Source organism: Alteribacillus sp. JSM 102045 (genome assembly GCF_041949975.1).
Classification (GTDB): domain Bacteria; phylum Bacillota; class Bacilli; order Bacillales; family Marinococcaceae; genus Alteribacillus.
Genome location: NZ_JBHFQG010000007.1, coordinates 65879 through 81706 on the forward strand (window position 1 = coordinate 65879; position 15828 = coordinate 81706).

16 protein-coding genes are annotated in these 15828 nt (G+C 39.8%); 5 read left to right on the plus strand and 11 right to left on the minus strand.

All coding sequences use genetic code 11. From position 1 onward, the window contains the following. The first annotated feature begins 84 nt into the window (after window positions 1–84). The 4 genes from gerQ to ACE1TI_RS07050 all read left to right on the plus strand — a co-directional run bounded on the left by gerQ (window position 85) and on the right by ACE1TI_RS07050 (window position 4480). The gene (gerQ, locus tag ACE1TI_RS07035) at window positions 85–525 is read left to right on the plus strand and encodes a spore coat protein GerQ (RefSeq protein ID WP_375006875.1); all 441 of its coding nucleotides are present in this window, start codon (window positions 85–87) and stop codon (window positions 523–525) included. 310 nt (window positions 526–835) lie between these two features. Then, a complete protein-coding gene (locus ACE1TI_RS07040) occupies window positions 836–2992 on the plus strand; it encodes an ATP-dependent Clp protease ATP-binding subunit (protein ID WP_375006876.1) in 2157 nt (718 codons plus the stop codon). Window positions 2993–3181: 189 nt separating this feature from the next. Further along, entirely contained in the window at window positions 3182–3505 is a 324-nt protein-coding gene (locus ACE1TI_RS07045) for a DUF3817 domain-containing protein (RefSeq protein ID WP_375006877.1), read from the plus strand. A gap of 156 nt (window positions 3506–3661) precedes the next feature. Continuing rightward, window positions 3662–4480, plus strand: a complete 819-nt coding sequence (locus ACE1TI_RS07050) for a DUF368 domain-containing protein (RefSeq protein ID WP_375006878.1) — start codon at window positions 3662–3664, stop codon at window positions 4478–4480. Between the two features lie 332 nt (window positions 4481–4812). Here ACE1TI_RS07050 and ACE1TI_RS07055 read toward each other — a convergent pair whose 3' ends face one another. The 11 genes from ACE1TI_RS07055 to ACE1TI_RS07105 form a co-directional block, all read right to left on the minus strand. Next, window positions 4813–5184: a DUF423 domain-containing protein gene (locus ACE1TI_RS07055; RefSeq protein ID WP_375006879.1), complete on the minus strand. Its 372-nt coding sequence runs from the start codon at window positions 5182–5184 to the stop codon at window positions 4813–4815. A gap of 29 nt (window positions 5185–5213) precedes the next feature. Then, window positions 5214–5525, minus strand: a complete 312-nt coding sequence (locus ACE1TI_RS07060; RefSeq protein ID WP_375006880.1) for a DUF5327 family protein — start codon at window positions 5523–5525, stop codon at window positions 5214–5216. A gap of 163 nt (window positions 5526–5688) precedes the next feature. Further along, on the minus strand, window positions 5689–5874 hold the full coding sequence (locus tag ACE1TI_RS07065) for a hypothetical protein (RefSeq protein WP_375006881.1): 186 nt from the start codon (window positions 5872–5874) through the stop codon (window positions 5689–5691). 94 nt (window positions 5875–5968) lie between these two features. Beyond that, a complete protein-coding gene (locus ACE1TI_RS07070) occupies window positions 5969–6307 on the minus strand; it encodes a MerR family transcriptional regulator (RefSeq protein WP_375006882.1) in 339 nt (112 codons plus the stop codon). Window positions 6308–6326: 19 nt separating this feature from the next. Next, window positions 6327–7061 carry an exonuclease domain-containing protein gene (locus tag ACE1TI_RS07075; RefSeq protein WP_375006883.1) on the minus strand — a complete coding sequence of 245 codons (735 nt, stop codon included), beginning with the start codon at window positions 7059–7061 and terminating at the stop codon, window positions 6327–6329. Continuing rightward, a complete protein-coding gene (locus ACE1TI_RS07080; protein ID WP_375006884.1) occupies window positions 7055–8077 on the minus strand; it encodes a DUF294 nucleotidyltransferase-like domain-containing protein in 1023 nt (340 codons plus the stop codon). Before ACE1TI_RS07080 ends, ACE1TI_RS07075 begins: the two co-directional genes overlap by 7 nt. Window positions 8078–8081: 4 nt before the next feature. After that, on the minus strand, window positions 8082–9359 hold the full coding sequence (locus tag ACE1TI_RS07085; protein ID WP_375006885.1) for an ammonium transporter: 1278 nt from the start codon (window positions 9357–9359) through the stop codon (window positions 8082–8084). 490 nt (window positions 9360–9849) lie between these two features. Continuing rightward, window positions 9850–11520: a glycoside hydrolase family 13 protein gene (locus ACE1TI_RS07090; protein WP_375006886.1), complete on the minus strand. Its 1671-nt coding sequence runs from the start codon at window positions 11518–11520 to the stop codon at window positions 9850–9852. Window positions 11521–12578: 1058 nt separating this feature from the next. Further along, window positions 12579–13631 carry an AbrB family transcriptional regulator gene (locus tag ACE1TI_RS07095; RefSeq protein WP_375006887.1) on the minus strand — a complete coding sequence of 351 codons (1053 nt, stop codon included), beginning with the start codon at window positions 13629–13631 and terminating at the stop codon, window positions 12579–12581. Window positions 13632–13802: 171 nt separating this feature from the next. Then, on the minus strand, window positions 13803–14639 hold the full coding sequence (locus ACE1TI_RS07100) for an aldo/keto reductase (RefSeq protein ID WP_375006888.1): 837 nt from the start codon (window positions 14637–14639) through the stop codon (window positions 13803–13805). 68 nt (window positions 14640–14707) lie between these two features. Beyond that, window positions 14708–15394 carry a uracil-DNA glycosylase gene (locus ACE1TI_RS07105; RefSeq protein WP_375006889.1) on the minus strand — a complete coding sequence of 229 codons (687 nt, stop codon included), beginning with the start codon at window positions 15392–15394 and terminating at the stop codon, window positions 14708–14710. Window positions 15395–15482: 88 nt separating this feature from the next. Here ACE1TI_RS07105 and ACE1TI_RS07110 point away from each other — a divergent pair, with 88 nt between their 5' ends. Beyond that, window positions 15483–15818 (plus strand): DUF4190 domain-containing protein, encoded by a 336-nt coding sequence (locus ACE1TI_RS07110; protein ID WP_375006890.1) that lies wholly within the window; start codon window positions 15483–15485, stop codon window positions 15816–15818. The last annotated feature ends 10 nt before the right edge of the window (window positions 15819–15828 follow it).

A 15828-nucleotide genomic window follows, 5' to 3' on the forward strand; every position in this document is an offset into this window, starting at 1 on the left:
TCTGAATGGTTTGAACTTCTAACGCAGGCCGCTTTAAAGTGCTTTGTTTTTTATTGGAAAAAACAAAATTAAAGGAGGATAAAAATGTATAATTACTATCCATGGTATGGTTATCCAGTTCAAGGCTATGATCCATCTTCTTATGATCAAATGATGCGCCAGCAAAATGGGATGAATGGTATGTACGGTATGAACGGCATGAATGAGAATGGAGTAAATGGCGACGAAATGCTTCCATTGGAAGAATCGTACATCGAAAACATTTTGCGGTTGAATCAAGGAAAATTTGCAACAGTCTATATGACATTTGAAAATAATCCAGAATGGCAGGCAAGAGTTTTCCAAGGTATTATTGATGAAGCAGGTCGTGACCATATCATTTTAAGAGATGAACGAAATAATAAATGGTATTTGTTATTAATGGTTTATTTAGACTATATTGTCTTTGATGAAGAAATCGAATATGCTTATCCATTTGAAGACGGCCCAGGCGATGGGACTTTTACTCAACAACCCCCTCGATAACACCTGTAAATGTTTATTTTTTCCTCATTTAGTTTATAGCTTAAATATACAATGTTTAAAAGCAGCGTATCCTTTGCGGCAGCGCTGCTTTTTCCTATTTCTCCTATTTCTAAAAAAAATCAAACTTTCCTCTTGAAAGTCAAAAAAGGTCAATGTATAATACAACTACAAGGTCAAAGATAGTCAAAGTCAAAGCAGATTAATTGATCTTATTCCCTTTTAAACGTTATGATGCTCATCCAGATAAATACAACCATTCAACGATATCTTATAAACCATTTTTGCCAAAAACAAAGGAGGTAAAAGTATTATGAAAAGATGTGAAAATTGTAAACAGCGCCAGGCGCGCATTGAACTAAATATGAACCTTAACGGTTACCAACAAAAAATGCATCTTTGCGATATTTGTTATCACGAAGTCCGTAATGAAATGAAACAGCCTTCTGGTTTCGGCGGTTTTGGAGGACAGTCCTCCCCATTTGACCAAATGTTTAATGACATGATGAATTCTCAAATGGGCGCCATGCAAAGCGGTGAAGGACAAGCCCAGCAAGGAGGCGGACAAGGCGGCGGCCTATTAGACGACCTCGGTAAAAACTTGTCCGATGCTGCACGTGCCGGAATGATTGATCCGGTAATTGGAAGAGACAAAGAAGTAGAACGTGTCATCGAAACACTCAATCGCCGTAACAAGAATAATCCTGTTCTTATTGGTGAGCCAGGTGTCGGTAAAACAGCTATTGCTGAGGGGCTCGCTTTGCGGATTTCAGAAGGAGACGTTCCAAACAAACTAAAAAATAAAGACATTTACTTGCTGGACGTTTCTTCATTGGTAGCAAATACTGGAATACGCGGCCAATTTGAAGAACGAATGAAGCAGCTCTTGAAAGAATTGCAAGAGCGTAAAAATGTCATCGTATTTATTGATGAAGTGCACCAAATTGTGGGAGCAGGATCAGCTGAAGGCTCTTCTGACGCAGGAAACATTATGAAACCTGCACTTGCTCGCGGTGAAATTCAAGTCATCGGTGCAACAACACTGGCTGAATACCGCAAGATTGAAAAAGATGCGGCACTTGAACGAAGATTTCAACCGGTGATGGTCGATGAGCCAAACCTTGAAGACGCGGTGGCTATCCTAAAAGGTCTGCAAGAAAACTACGAAAAATATCATCAAGTATCCTTTACAGAAGATGCACTAAATGCTTGTGTTCATCTCTCCAATCGTTATATTCAGGACCGCTTCCTTCCAGACAAAGCTATTGACTTAATGGACGAAGCAGGTTCTAAAATTAACCTTGCCCACAGTGAAGATGATGAACAAGAATTGCAAAGCCGCCTCGAACAGATTGCGGCAGAAAAAGAAAAAGCCACACAGCAAGAAGACTACGAACGTGCTGCGAAGCTTCGCGACGAAGAAGCAAAGCTTCAAAAACAGCTTGAAGATTCAAGTAAAAACGGTGAACGTTCACAAGAAAAAGCTGTCGTTGATGTAGAAACGATTGAAAAAATAGTAGAAAATAAAACAGGTATTCCCGTTCGCCGTCTCCAAAAAGATGAGCAGCAAAAAATGAAAGACCTCCCTGAACGTCTTCGTGAAAGCGTAATAGGTCAAGAAGAAGCTGTCAGCAAAGTAGCACGTTCCATCAGAAGAAACCGTGCCGGTCTTCGCCGGGGTACCCGCCCTATCGGCTCCTTCCTCTTTATTGGTCCAACCGGTGTCGGAAAAACAGAACTGTCCAAATCCCTTGCAAAAGAAATGTTTGGGGACAGTGAAGCTATGATACGTCTTGACATGAGTGAATATATGGAAAAACACTCAGTATCTAAGCTTATTGGTTCTCCACCCGGATATGTAGGCCATGATGAAGCCGGACAGCTGACAGAACAAGTTCGCCGCAAGCCATACAGTATTATTCTTCTTGATGAAATTGAAAAGGCTCACCCAGATGTACAGCATATGTTCCTTCAGATCATGGAAGACGGCCGTTTAACAGATAGTCAAGGCCGTACGGTAAGCTTTAAAGACACAGTATTAATTATGACTTCTAATGCAGGATCGAGCATTAAGAAAGTAACTGTAGGATTTGGCAATAAGGAAGACGTAGAACCAAAAATTACAGAATCGCTGTCTGACTACTTCAAACCAGAATTCTTGAACCGTTTTGACAGCATTGTTCCTTTCAATGAACTTGGAAAAGACGATCTCGTGACTATCGTTGACCTTATGCTGGCCGAAATTATCGATGCGGCAGCAGAACAAAATATGAATGTCACGGTGACAAAGGAAGCCAAAACACTGCTTGCTGAACAAGGGTATGACCCAGCATTTGGTGCTAGACCATTGCGCCGTGTCATTGAAGAAAAAGTAGAAGATGGTATTGCCGATCTTATGCTTGAAGAAGATAACATCAAAGATATTAACGTAATCGCTGAAAACAATGATATTGCTGTGGTAAAAGCCTAAGATAAAGCATACAGGAAGGTGGTTCCAAAGAAATTTGGGACCACTTTTTTTAGCCTTTTGCCTTTTTGCCTCAAAGAAAAACGTCAAAAAACGTCCATTGTTGTCTATCGCCTGGCATGCTATGCTTTATGGTGTAATATAAAAAGTATAAAAACTGCTCATATATAAGAAAATGAGGTGACGACACCAATGATGTCTTCTGCCATTGGAAGATTGCGGATAATCGGAGTTTTAGAAGGTATTTCATTTTTACTTCTATTGTTTTTAGCGATGCCCCTTAAATATGGTGCTGGAATGGATGTGGCCGTCACTATTGCAGGTTCTGCTCATGGAGGTTTGTTTGTTCTATATATTGCAGCTGTTCTTTTTGTATGGATTCAGCGGCGTTGGTCATTTTTAAGAGCCTTCATTGCTATGACAGTTTCTGTTATTCCATTCGGTCCATTTGTATTTGATAAAAGTTTGAGGCGTGAACAAGAAACGGGTTTAGCTCCTGATTCTGTTACTGGATAAAAGCAACAATAGAGACTGATCAGTATTGATCAGTCTTTTTTAATTGGTATATCTTTCACTGTGATTCATACAAATCTGGTAGGATTAAATTGGACGACCCTGCCACAGGATAACGATCAGGAAGTTAAAATTAACTAATGACAAAGGTGATACATAATGTTCGAATGGAAAAATATTTTTAGAGGTATAGCAATGGGTGCAAGCGATCTTATCCCTGGAGTAAGCGGCGGTACGATTGCTTTAGTTCTCGGTATTTACCATCGCTTGATCACAGCTATTAATCATTTTTTCAGCAGAAAATGGAAAGAACAGCTTGGCTTTTTTATTCCACTCGGAATTGGAATTGGAATTGCTATAATAAGTTTAAGTAATTTACTGGAGTGGCTGCTTGCCACCCATCCTCAGCCTACCTTTTTCTTTTTTATGGGGCTTATTTTAGGTACCATTCCTTTATTACTGAAAGAAGCAGACTATAAATACCAGTTTAAACCTTACCATTTTGTTATTGTGGCTACAGCCGCTGTACTTATCATACTGTCAGGCGTTTACAAGGGAGAAGAAAACGGAGAAGTAGTCCAATCATTAACTGCCTCGGACTATGTGTATTTATTTTTCTCTGGATGGCTGGCAAGTTCGGCGATGATATTACCTGGGGTGAGCGGTTCATTTATTCTTTTAATTCTTGGGGTTTACGAAACGATTATACACGCGGTGACGTCTTTCCAGCTCCCCGTTATTTTCACGGTAGGGCTTGGTATTATTATCGGTATAACGATTATGAGTAAATTCCTGCATTACCTGCTTCGTCAACACCGCACCGGAACTTATGCCGTCATGAGCGGTCTTTTAATAGGATCCCTATTTGTTATTTTCCCCGGGTTAGGGTCAAGCCCGCTTGTAATGGTGATCAGCTTTTTAACCTTTATAACAGGCTGGGGCCTGACTGTTTTACTTGGCAAACTAGATAGAACATAAGATCCCATATTAACCAAGGAATGTCAGCCGATCCACCTCACACACAGGAACAAAAGCGCAAGCGCCCTGATCAGCCTCGACAGGTAAATGTTCTCCAGGCACTAAAGGTGCTCTTACTTCCACAGGATGTGCTGACTTTTGCGTTACGAACACGATGTTCGCGATTTTAGCAAAAGTTCCTTAAACCGTCTTGGGCCTCCGAGAGGCTGGGCGCTGAAGCTAGACGCGGATCAAACAATATGGAGATAGTTATCCACAACTTGTAAAAATATAATTTCCTAAACACTAAAAAAACGGAGCCTTCCTTAAAGGAACAGCTCCGTTCTCTTTTTTTATATTTTTAAAACGGCAATAATAAGCATGACCCAGCCAGCAATAAAAGCTGTACCTCCAATAGGAGTGATAGCTCCGAGCCATGTGATACCGGTAAAAGCCATGGTATACAAGCTTCCGGAAAAAATAATAATTCCGGCAAACAGCAGCCATCCTGACCAGGACAGAGAGGCAGAACCTCCTGCATAAGCGGCTGTTAATCCTATAGCTAAAAGTCCTAAGGCGTGCATAACATGATATTGAACACCTGTTTGATAAACTTCCATCAGCCGATCAGACAGCTTCCCTTCCAGGCCATGTGCCCCAAAAGCTCCAAACCCAACAGCAGCAGCTGCGTTAATTGCACCTAATATCACAAACACTTTCCACATCTGTTTCACACTCCGTTTTACGTGTACTGTTAAAATTCAAGTAAATTTCCACTTGTTGATGGAATCTCATTTTTAGATTGACTAGAAGGAGCAGATTTGATTTCCTGTACTTCTACAGGAGTTCGCGGCTTAGCCAGTTGAGAAGAAAAATCAGCCGTTTGCCTTCGCTCTATACTTCTTCGGTCTTTGGTCTCATCGGTTGAAAGAAGAATATCGCAATACGATTTCAATACACGGGCGTGTTCCTTAACTGCTGCTTCTTCTTTTCTATCCACTTGGTCTGCAAGCCGCATTAACTCTTCTTCCATTTTTTCCACAACGGTACGAGCGGAAATATTCATCCCGTTCACCTGCTTTTTATAAGTTATTATTCTCAAGTATTATAACATAGCTTTTACAGCGTCTACTAACCCCGCTTATCGTTTGCAGCAAAATGATGAACATCATTATTAAAGCCTGGACCGATTTTCCTCCTCAGTCCAGGCTTTCTCATTGATTGAGTATTTAAAGCTCAATAATGGTGTAGCCGTATGCTTCAAGTTTAGAATAATTTTCTTCATCTATAACCCAAAAGTTCCCTTCATCGTCTTTTACAATTAATTCTTTATCTGCCGCTTCCTTTTTAGCTTCTTGTTCATCTTCAAATTTCTTGGCTGGAATTTGCATTTCATCTACAATGATGAATGCCATACCTAACACCTCCATTTACCGAGAATTGTACCCGGCCTCTTGGAAGTTTAAACGACAGTTCCATAATTTGTCACAAAATTGTAAATAGAAGAGGCTATCCTTTGGATTCGTTTATATATCTTTGTAATTTCGTCATGTCCTGATTTCGAACGATACTATTAGAAGACTGAACTTTTGCTTGTTCTAACTGTTTCCTTGCGGAAAGGACGGTTTTTACACCAGCTATGTTTAATCCCTGGTCAATCAATTTTTTAATTTCTGCGCATCGGTCAATGTCATTTAAAGAAAAAAGGCGCTGATTGCCTTCATTTCTTTTCGGAAATATTAAACCTTGCTGTTCATAATACCGGATTTGGCGGGCACTTAATGATGTTAACTCCTGTACAACACTAATGGGAAAACATGCTGTACGACGCGGGATTTGGTCAGTCACCTCACTCTCCTCCTTTTACTTATCGCTGCTGTCGATTTAAATAAACATACACATCCTGCAATGTTTCGTAACCTTTATTCATTACTTCCTTTACTGAACAATTCCACAGTTCAGCTGCCATGATGGCATCGGCCAGCGCATGGTGACGTCCATTAATAGAAATATCATAATAACCGCAGCATGCTTCAAGCTCAGCAGAGGAGTGGCCGGGTGCTGCGATTTGAAATAGAAATGAGGTATCCAGCAGTCGATGCTGAAATTGAATGCCAGTAGCTTGATAGGTGGCATGCTGAAGAAATCTTTGTTCATGCCGAGCATGATGAGCAACCAAAATATCAGTCTGGATAAATGAATAAAACTGCTTAAGTACCTCTGCCAATGGAGGTGCGGATTCAAGCTCGCTTTTCTTAAGGCCGGTTAATTCAGAAACTTCTTCAGATAAAGCTTCAGGCTCACGAATTGGGGAATAAAAAGTATCTTCTTTTTTAATTTTGCCTTTTTTAATTTTTACGGCTCCTACCGATAATATTTTGTCTCCTCCATCGGGGTAGAAGCCTGAAGTTTCTAAATCAAGAACGGTTATATTCAATGTATTCAATGGTTTTAAAAGAGGCTCTTCTGTTTTTAGATCTTTTTGAAGCTGGCGCAGAAAAGATAAATGCTGCGGGTTAGTTTGGTCCATGGAAGAAACGAAAGGACCACCAATTTTCCCCGAAACTTGACGCACCCACTGATACATTTGGTTCATCACCATATTCCTTCACCTGATTCAACGGATTTTTTAGTTTGCTGGAACAAGTGTTTACCCTCTTTTACCGCTGTTTTTAATGTCTTTTTTTGTTCTTTTGTTAATTGATGAACTGGTACGTAGTGAACATCTTCATACGTTTGGTGACTTTTCCAAAAAGAAGCCCGAAGGTCAAGCAAAGCATGGAAGTATTCGATTTTTCCCCTCACAAATGGATATTTTTCTGCTGTTTTATTCATTCTTTCCAAAGTGGACGAAGTGTGTATACCTTCTTTAATGGCAAGCAAACGCATAGCATGCACGTATGGAAAAAAACCCACGTCTTTAATGTGAAGAGAACCAGCATAAGGTCCTTTTTCTTCTGGCAGCAATTTACCGAATGCATTGGTCCCCTGATGCAAATAGGAGGTGTTTTCAGCAAGGCGCTCTAAAATGCGGGATGATTCAGAAACTTTAAAAAAGATATGTTCTTTTATATCTGCAAGCAGCTGTTTTTTTCCTGCCAGCATTCTGGCATCAATAAAGGTGAGCAAATGACGGTAGGACTCCCACCTATCGTTTTCTATCCATACATCCACTTGCTTCTTCCATTCATTCAGTCCATGACACCATCGAGGATGAGATGCCATTACTTTTCCTTCACAGCGAGGATAACCAACAACAGCCATCCCTTCTCTAAGCTCTTCACCAAGAAATAAAAAATAGTCTTGAAAAGACGCATCCTTCCCATCGAAGACTATACCATGGTCCTGGTCGCTCCATAATGCCTGCTCCTTTCTTCCTGAACTCCCCATCACAAAGAAAGCAAAGTGAGCAGGGACCGGCCCCCGCTCACTTTTCACCCGGTGGACAGCTAGAGACAGGGTTTCGAGCACCCAATGGTCATGGGCTTCATTTAACCGTACTGGATCTCCTGCCACCTTTACGCTTTCTTTTTCTCTAGCGCTTTTAATGTCTTCATAACGATCAAAGGAAGGAGGAAGAAGAAATTCTTCCTCCTTGTAAGATGCTGAAGATGTCATGTTATCACGCACCTGTATTTATATTCTGAGAAGATTGCTGTACGTTTTCCGGATAACCGTAGCTTCCATGTTCACTAATATCAAGCCCCATAATTTCTTCTTCTTCAGATACGCGAAGTCCTCCAATGAGTGACTTTGTTATCAATAGCAGCACGTAAGAAGCGATAAAAGCAAATACCCCGCAAGCTAAAACACTGATAAATTGAACACCGAGCTGAGCAAAGCCTCCACCGTAAAACAACCCAGCCTGGCCGCCATTCATTTCTGCAAGCTCCGGAGTGGCAAAGAAACCAGTTGAAAGTGTTCCCCATACACCGGCAGCACCGTGAACAGATAATGCGAAGATAGGATAATCAATTCCCATTTTTTCAAAAAACTTCATGCTGTAATAAACAAGCAGTCCGCCAATAATACCAATGACAACAGCTGCCCATGGATCAACAAATGCACAAGAAGCTGTTATAGCAACCAGCCCTGCCAGCGCCCCATTTAACATCGTCGGTACATCTGCTTTTCCAAGAGATGCCCATGCAATTAACAGTGCGGCCACGGCACCTGCTGCAGCAGCAAGCTGCGTATTTAAAGCAACAAATCCAAAGAATGCATCATCAACACCTAAAGTACTGCCAGCATTAAAACCAAACCAGCCAACCCAAAGAAGTAGTACACCAAGAGCAGTGAAAACCTGGTTATGACCGGCCAATTCATTCGGTGAACCGTCTTTATTGTATTTCCCAATCCGTGGTTTTAACAGCATGGTTGCAGCCATCGCAGCCATTGCACCAGTTAAGTGAACTACTGTAGAACCAGCAAAGTCTTGTTTACCTAATCCGCCAATCCAGCCGTCACCCCAAATCCAATGAGCAACTACCGGATAAACAAAAGCTGAAAATAAAACAGCAAATACAATGTAAGCAGAAAGTTTAGCACGTTCAGCAAAACCGCCGAAAGCAATCGTTAACGCAATCGCAGCAAACGCTAACTGAAAGATAAAGTCAACAGAGCCTGCCAGTCCATCAAACATGGTAGTAAAATCACCAAAGAAGAAGTCAGATAAACCAATAAACCCTCCAGCGCTTTCTCCATATATAAAACCATACCCTACTCCCCAGAATACAAGCGATGCAATACCTAATGTGAAAATGGTTTTACCTGCAATATGTCCGGCATTTTTCATCCGGGTAGAACCTGCCTCTAAAAGAATAAATCCGCCTTGCATTAATACAACTAAAATAAATGCAATCATGATCCAAAGATTGTTCATTAAAAATATCGGATCCATAATATGTTTCTCCCCTTTCCATTTTCTCATATGTAAACTTAGTTAACATCTTTCGTTAGTTTACATTTTACACAGATTTTTTGTTATTCCTACTATATTGTAAGGAAACCTGACATAGTATTTTGAGAGAAACTAGGGTACCATAAGTCAGTTCTCGGCAAACGTAACTGGAATATACTCGCTTTCACCCTCAGGGCACAAGTCCGACATCTACTCCAACTCTCTTTGCTCGTTCTCGTAGTGTCTTCTTTGCCGAGGGCAACGGATCAGCCTCCTCGTGTGCAAAAACCGCTCCCTGCGGGGTCTTCACACTGCCCTTTTTCCCACTGGAGTCCCGCATATTCCAGTTGCTAGATGACCAACTACCTTTTTGAGACAGCTACCTTAGCTTTTTTGTTACACATTTTTCTTTTATATTTTTAAAGTATAAAATAAAAAAAACAGAACCAAACTTGTATTGATTACCGAGTTTGGTTCTGCTTCTTTGGCTTTATGAGAGATTTTCAATTAAATACACCCGCGCTTCATAAGGATGTAAAATAAGCTTTTCCTTTTCTTGATGAAAAGGAACTTCATAATTGTTTAAGATAAGCTGGCTGCTTGAAAGACGGAGTCCTTCTCTATTCCATTCTGCTTTTTTTGAAGTAAGATTTGTTACGATAACAGCTGTTTGCTGCTCTCCTTCTCTTAAATAAGCAAAGATTTGGCTGTCTTCCTCATTCAGTAACGTATATACCCCATAAGTGAAAAGTGCATGCTCTTTTTTTAATTTGATCATGGCTTTATAATAGTTGAGGATGGAAAAGCCTTCTTTTTGCTGCTGTTTTACATTAATATTCTTGTGATTGGGGTTCGCATTCAGCCACGGCTCTCCGGTAGAAAAACCAGCGTTTTCTTCGTCTGACCATTGCATAGGAGTACGGCTGTTATCTCGTGATGTTTGCCCCAGCAGCTTCAAAATCTCCTTGTCAGGTATTCCTTGTGCTTTTTTTTCACGGTATAAATTTTTTGCTGCCACGTCATCATAATCTTCAATGGAAGGAAAATGAGCATTGGTCATTCCAATTTCCTGTCCTTGATAAATAAAAGGAGTGCCCTGCATCAGAAAATACATCGTTGCTATCGCTGTAGCGCTTTCTCCCCAATACTCTTTTTCATTCCCCCAAGTAGATACCACCCGGGCAAGGTCATGGTTTTCAACAAATAATGCGTTCCATCCGCTATTTTCTAACCCTTTTTGCCAACGTGTCAGTACGTTTTTCAATCCGCGGATATCTAATTTATCATTCGGCCCGGCATCCCATAAATCAAGGTGTTCAAACTGGAATATCATATTCATTTTTCCTTTGCTTCCCACCCAAAGGTCTGCTTCCTCAATGCTTACTCCGTTTGCTTCGCCGACGGTCATAACGTCATACTTACCATACGTCTCGTCTTTAAACTCCTGTAGGAAGTCATGAATACCAGTTTGGTTCATGTGCATGTCAAAAGAAGACACATATTTTTTCTTTTTTGGGTTCGGCATATCTGGTAAGCCAGGGCGCTTTTTAATATGACTTATTGCATCTATTCTAAAGCCATCAATACCTTTATCAAGCCACCAATTTACGGTTTCGTACAAAGCAGACCGTACTTCAGGATTTTCCCAATTTAAATCAGGCTGTTTTTTTGAAAAAACATGTAAATAATATTGATCCGTGTTTCCGTCATATTCCCAGGAAGAGCCCCCAAAAATACTTTCCCAGTTATTAGGTTCAGCACCATTTTTGCCATCTCTCCAAATGTACCAATTGCGCTTTTTGCTTTCTTTAGATGACCGGGATTCAATAAACCATGGATGCTCGTCACTAGTATGGTTTAAGACAAGGTCGATAATTAATTTCATCCCGCGTTCATGCACTTTTTGCAGCAGTTCATCAAAGTCCTGCATGGTTCCGAATTCTTCTAAAATAGATTTGTAATCTGATATATCATAACCATTGTCATCTTTTGGAGATTTATACATCGGACAAATCCAAATCAAATCAATCCCCAGATCCTGTAAGTAATCTAAACGTTGTATTAAGCCTTGAATATCCCCAACACCATCGCCGTTCGAATCTTGAAAGCTGCGAGGATACACTTGATAGCCTACGGCTTCTTTCCACCATGCTTTTTCCATTGCTGCCACCTCGACTTTCATATGGATTTTTCAGTTTCTAAAAGTATTGAACATCCACTCCATAGTGATCAGTCAAAAATAAAATGAGAATGAGAAACAATTGGTTTCCAGATGGTAAAGATATGGTCAATTTTTAAAGCTTCAAGTTCTTTTCCCAGCCTGCTATGTTTCCTTTTATCGTCCTATCACCTTTATGTAAATGAGTATCAAACAAACTTTGTTTCAAAATATAATCATATCCTACCTCTCTTTTCGACTCTGCTGCATTAAAAATACCCAAGAAGGATAATAGGAAATAGGGGAACCATTAACAAGACAATTTTACTGCTGATTGAGAGCAGCTTGCATAAAAGGAATGCTCTTTTTTTACAGAATGACGGGTAAGAAGAGCCAGACCCTCTTCGTAGACCTCGTAGCCATAATGAGATATATCCCAGAGGAACTGATATTTTTTGTTTCCTAGTTTTTGCAGTTCTTGTTTTAACAAGGAGAGCATAATTATCTTTACGGATATTTTTATAAACCAGTGGAGAATCAACGTGCTGGCTTATATCTTGTAAAGCTATGATATCATAGTGGTTTTCATGAATAACTCGTACCAATGTTTTCATTTTATCGATCTAGTCTTCTTCTTGCCATGAATGGGCGTTCAGTGTATATGCAGGTTTTCAATGACTGCCCATCCGATATCTTCTATCAATTTGAGCAACCGATTGCATAATTAGGTAATCAGAAACCATCATTTCAAATGCTTTTCCTAATGAAATTATAATACCGGCTAATGGCATAAAAGCCACAACAATTATTAATGCTTTACCAAATTTTTATCAGAAATCAAACGAAAAGATAGGAAGATCTTTAATTCACCTTTCTTTTTATAAAATTATGACAGCGATTTCATGAGGCTAAAAAATATTGTTTGCTAAGTTTTTTACAAACGATTTCATAAATAATTATTAACTATTATACTGCCTATTTAATATAGAAGATACAATACTAAATTTAATTCTCGGAATACTTTTTGATTATATAAGTTAGAAAAAGAGCATGATAATTGATTAATTACCATGACGCTCTGCAGCTCGTTTTAATATATTTATAAAGAAAGGTAAAAACAGAAATAATGCCACCACACGAATAATATGCAAGCTAGCTACCAGGGTAGGCTCTAAGTGCAATGCCATTGCGGTAGAACTCATTTCAGCAGCCCCCGCAGGTACTGTACTTAGCAAACTCGTCATATAAGGAAGACCAGTCATCCATTCAAAAAGAGCAGCAAGCGTTAAGCTAAACAAAAAGTAAATTCCTAGTAAAACGGCACTTGGTTTTCCGATATCTTTTAACTTTAAAAAAGTAGGACGGTCAAAACGGATCCCAACCATCACTCCGATAAGCGCTTGCCCAATTCCTCCAACATAAGATGGAAGTACAGTGGTACCAGTCAGCACCCACTCACTTATAATAAATCCTGTAAAGATGCCATAAAACAATGTACCGGCCGGCACTTTCCATAAACGAAACAGAAAAATGGTTATGAGAATGGCAGCAAGCAGTCCCGCTAATACTGATAATTCGATTTCTTCCAGAGAGAAACCAGAAGTCCTTCCTTGTAATTCATCCGGGTAGAAAAAACCAGCTAAAAAAGGAATGGTTAGGACAAAAAAGGTAATGCGTGCCGTATGAAACGCAGCTACTACACGATTATCCGCTCCATAATCCCCGCTTAACGCAATCACTTCTGAGGCCCCCCCTGGCACACAGCAAAAATAAGCAGTTAAAGGATCAAGATTGGTCCAGTGATTCATTAACCAGCCAATTCCTACTCCCGCTGCTAGCGTAAATGTCAGGGAAAGCAGAAGCGGAATAAAGTACTGGCTTATTAATTGAAACAATTCTGTTTGCATCATAAACCCGATGTTGACCCCTACTACAGCAAGCACTATCCGAAACGGCCAGCCCTCAAAGGCCAGCCTCTTTATAAATAATCCATAGCCTATCCCTGTTAATAGCCCTCCCATCAGCCATCCAGCTGGTACGTTTAGAAAAGAAAGAATGCCTCCCAGCATTAATGCAATGATGATACAAACCACTTTTTCCCGTAACACACTCATTTACCTTCTTTCTACACTTATCCTAACTATCATACTAACATTTCTCGAGGGCTGAAGGGAGATGAACTGCTATCACCTTTTAGATAGTAACATTTAAAACTATTAATTGCTGTTATGCAAAGGCTGCCTCGCTGATAATCAGCGGCAGGCAGCCTTTTATTGATCATAAATTTACATTTCATCATAAGGAAAATCGTCCGGGTGATACCCGTAACGCTGGTTTTCATTCATTCCGTCAATGGCCTGAAGGTCTTCTGTATCAAGGGAAAAATCAAATACATCCGCATTCGATTTAATTCTTTCCGGGGTTACCGATTTAGGAATAGTAACCACTTTATTTTCCAGGCACCAGCGAATTAATACTTGAGCAGGTGTTTTGCCATGTTTTTCAGCTATCCGAGTTACTACATCTTCTCCAAGCAGATCGCCTTTTCCAAGCGGACGCCATGCCTCTAGTTGTATATCATGATTTTGACAATACTCTAACAAACCTTTTTGGAATAATCTTGGATGAAATTCTACCTGGTTCACCATTGGCTTCACTTTTGCTTCTTTGATCAAGTTTTCCAAATGCTCTTCTGTAAAGTTACTCACGCCAATTGCTCTTACTTTGCCTTCTTCATATAACTTTTCAAGTGCTCCCCATGTTTCTTTATATTTTCCTGGTACAGGCCAATGAATTAAATATAGATCAATTACATTTACGCCTAGTTTTTTAAGAGAGCGTTCAAATGCATCTAATGTTTCTTCAAAGCCTTGCTCATCATTCCAGACTTTTGTAGTGATGAAAATATCCTCTTTTGGCACGTTGCTTTCTTTTATGGCTTCCCCTACACTTTCCTCGTTATAATAAAAAGATGCTGTATCAATGCTTCGATAACCGTTTTCTAAAGCGGTTTTGACAGCCTGTTTTACTTCATCACCTGCTTCTGCTTGATAGACACCAAGTCCAACCCGGGGCATTTCTACTCCATTTGCTAATTTTGTTACTGATGTTTCAATACTCATCAATTGCTGCCTCCTTTAATATAATTAAAAAAGTACATCGTCTGATAAAAGTGCCAGATTCATGCTAATCATTTGTGCACTATACTAGAGGGAACACTCCAATTTATCTCCCGACGTCCCGCCTTTTTTAGAAACTCATTGGTGCGTGAAAAAGGCCTGCTCCCAAAAAAGCCTCTATGAGCAGAAAAAGGACTTGGATGAGGGGATTTAATAATTAAATGATGCTTAGAGGTGATGAGTTCCTCTTTAGCTTGAGCATTTTTACCCCATAAGATAAAAACTACTGGATCTTCTTTTTCATTCACTTGTCTAATCACTTCATGTGTAAAATGCTCCCAGCCTTTCCCTTGATGAGAATTCGGTTGTCCTCTTCTTACCGTTAATACAGCATTTAATAATAGGACCCCTTCTTCTGCCCAGCTTGTGAGACAACCATGATCTGGTATCTCATATCCAAGATCATCATACAGTTCTTTATAGATGTTTTGCAGGGACGGAGGTATTTTCACCTCTGGTTGAACGGAAAAGCTTAACCCATGGGCTTGGTTTGGTCCATGGTATGGATCCTGACCAAGTATTACTGCTTTCGTATTTTCATAGGTAGTATGATGCAAAGCATTAAAAATATCGTACATATCTGGATAAATGGTTTTTTCCCGATATTCCTTTTTTAAATAATCTCTTAATTTTACGTAATAGTCTTTTTGAAATTCCTGATCTAAACGAGGAGCCCAATCATTTGTTAAAATCCCCACGCTTTCCCTCCCTTCAAAAAGTTACTTTTTTAGGTTATTTTGGGTAAGGTATGAAAAAATGACTAACTTAGAAAGAGGTGAAGTTAGCATGGAAAAAGAAGGTATGTACAACAAGGCAAATGAGAATTCTCAACCTCCTGTTACCGTAAATGGAAAAGCCATTACCTCCCTTGTTCTTGGAATCGTTTCTCTAGTGATGATTGTTCTATTTGTTATTATAAGTCCTGTACTGTCTATATTAGGACTTATTTTCGGTATTTTAGCATTAAAAGAAATAAAACGTTCTGGACAAAATGGACGCGGTTTAGCTATTGCCGGAAATACTTGCAGCATCATAGGACTCATTGTTTCTGTCATATTCATTGTATTTCTTGCTATTGGATTTCTAACTTTTATGCAAATGGAAAATGGTCCGCCTATGTAAATGTCCAGCA

Excerpts from the sequence above, each read along its gene's own strand:
- ACE1TI_RS07050 (WP_375006878.1), top strand. The coding sequence starts at position 3,662 with ATGTTCGAATGGAAAAATATTTTTAGAGGTATAGCAATGGGTGCAAGC.
- ACE1TI_RS07095 (WP_375006887.1), bottom strand. The coding sequence starts at position 13,631 with ATGAGTGTGTTACGGGAAAAAGTGGTTTGTATCATCATTGCATTAATG.
- ACE1TI_RS07080 (WP_375006884.1), bottom strand. The coding sequence starts at position 8,077 with ATGACATCTTCAGCATCTTACAAGGAGGAAGAATTTCTTCTTCCTCCT.
- ACE1TI_RS07060 (WP_375006880.1), bottom strand. The coding sequence starts at position 5,525 with ATGAATATTTCCGCTCGTACCGTTGTGGAAAAAATGGAAGAAGAGTTA.
- ACE1TI_RS07085 (WP_375006885.1), bottom strand. The coding sequence starts at position 9,359 with ATGGATCCGATATTTTTAATGAACAATCTTTGGATCATGATTGCATTT.
- ACE1TI_RS07055 (WP_375006879.1), bottom strand. The coding sequence starts at position 5,184 with ATGTGGAAAGTGTTTGTGATATTAGGTGCAATTAACGCAGCTGCTGCT.
- ACE1TI_RS07100 (WP_375006888.1), bottom strand. The coding sequence starts at position 14,639 with ATGAGTATTGAAACATCAGTAACAAAATTAGCAAATGGAGTAGAAATG.
- ACE1TI_RS07040 (WP_375006876.1), top strand. The coding sequence starts at position 836 with ATGAAAAGATGTGAAAATTGTAAACAGCGCCAGGCGCGCATTGAACTA.
- ACE1TI_RS07045 (WP_375006877.1), top strand. The coding sequence starts at position 3,182 with ATGATGTCTTCTGCCATTGGAAGATTGCGGATAATCGGAGTTTTAGAA.
- ACE1TI_RS07065 (WP_375006881.1), bottom strand. The coding sequence starts at position 5,874 with ATGGCATTCATCATTGTAGATGAAATGCAAATTCCAGCCAAGAAATTT.
- ACE1TI_RS07090 (WP_375006886.1), bottom strand. The coding sequence starts at position 11,520 with ATGGAAAAAGCATGGTGGAAAGAAGCCGTAGGCTATCAAGTGTATCCT.
- ACE1TI_RS07110 (WP_375006890.1), top strand. The coding sequence starts at position 15,483 with ATGGAAAAAGAAGGTATGTACAACAAGGCAAATGAGAATTCTCAACCT.
- gerQ (WP_375006875.1), top strand. The coding sequence starts at position 85 with ATGTATAATTACTATCCATGGTATGGTTATCCAGTTCAAGGCTATGAT.
- ACE1TI_RS07075 (WP_375006883.1), bottom strand. The coding sequence starts at position 7,061 with ATGGTGATGAACCAAATGTATCAGTGGGTGCGTCAAGTTTCGGGGAAA.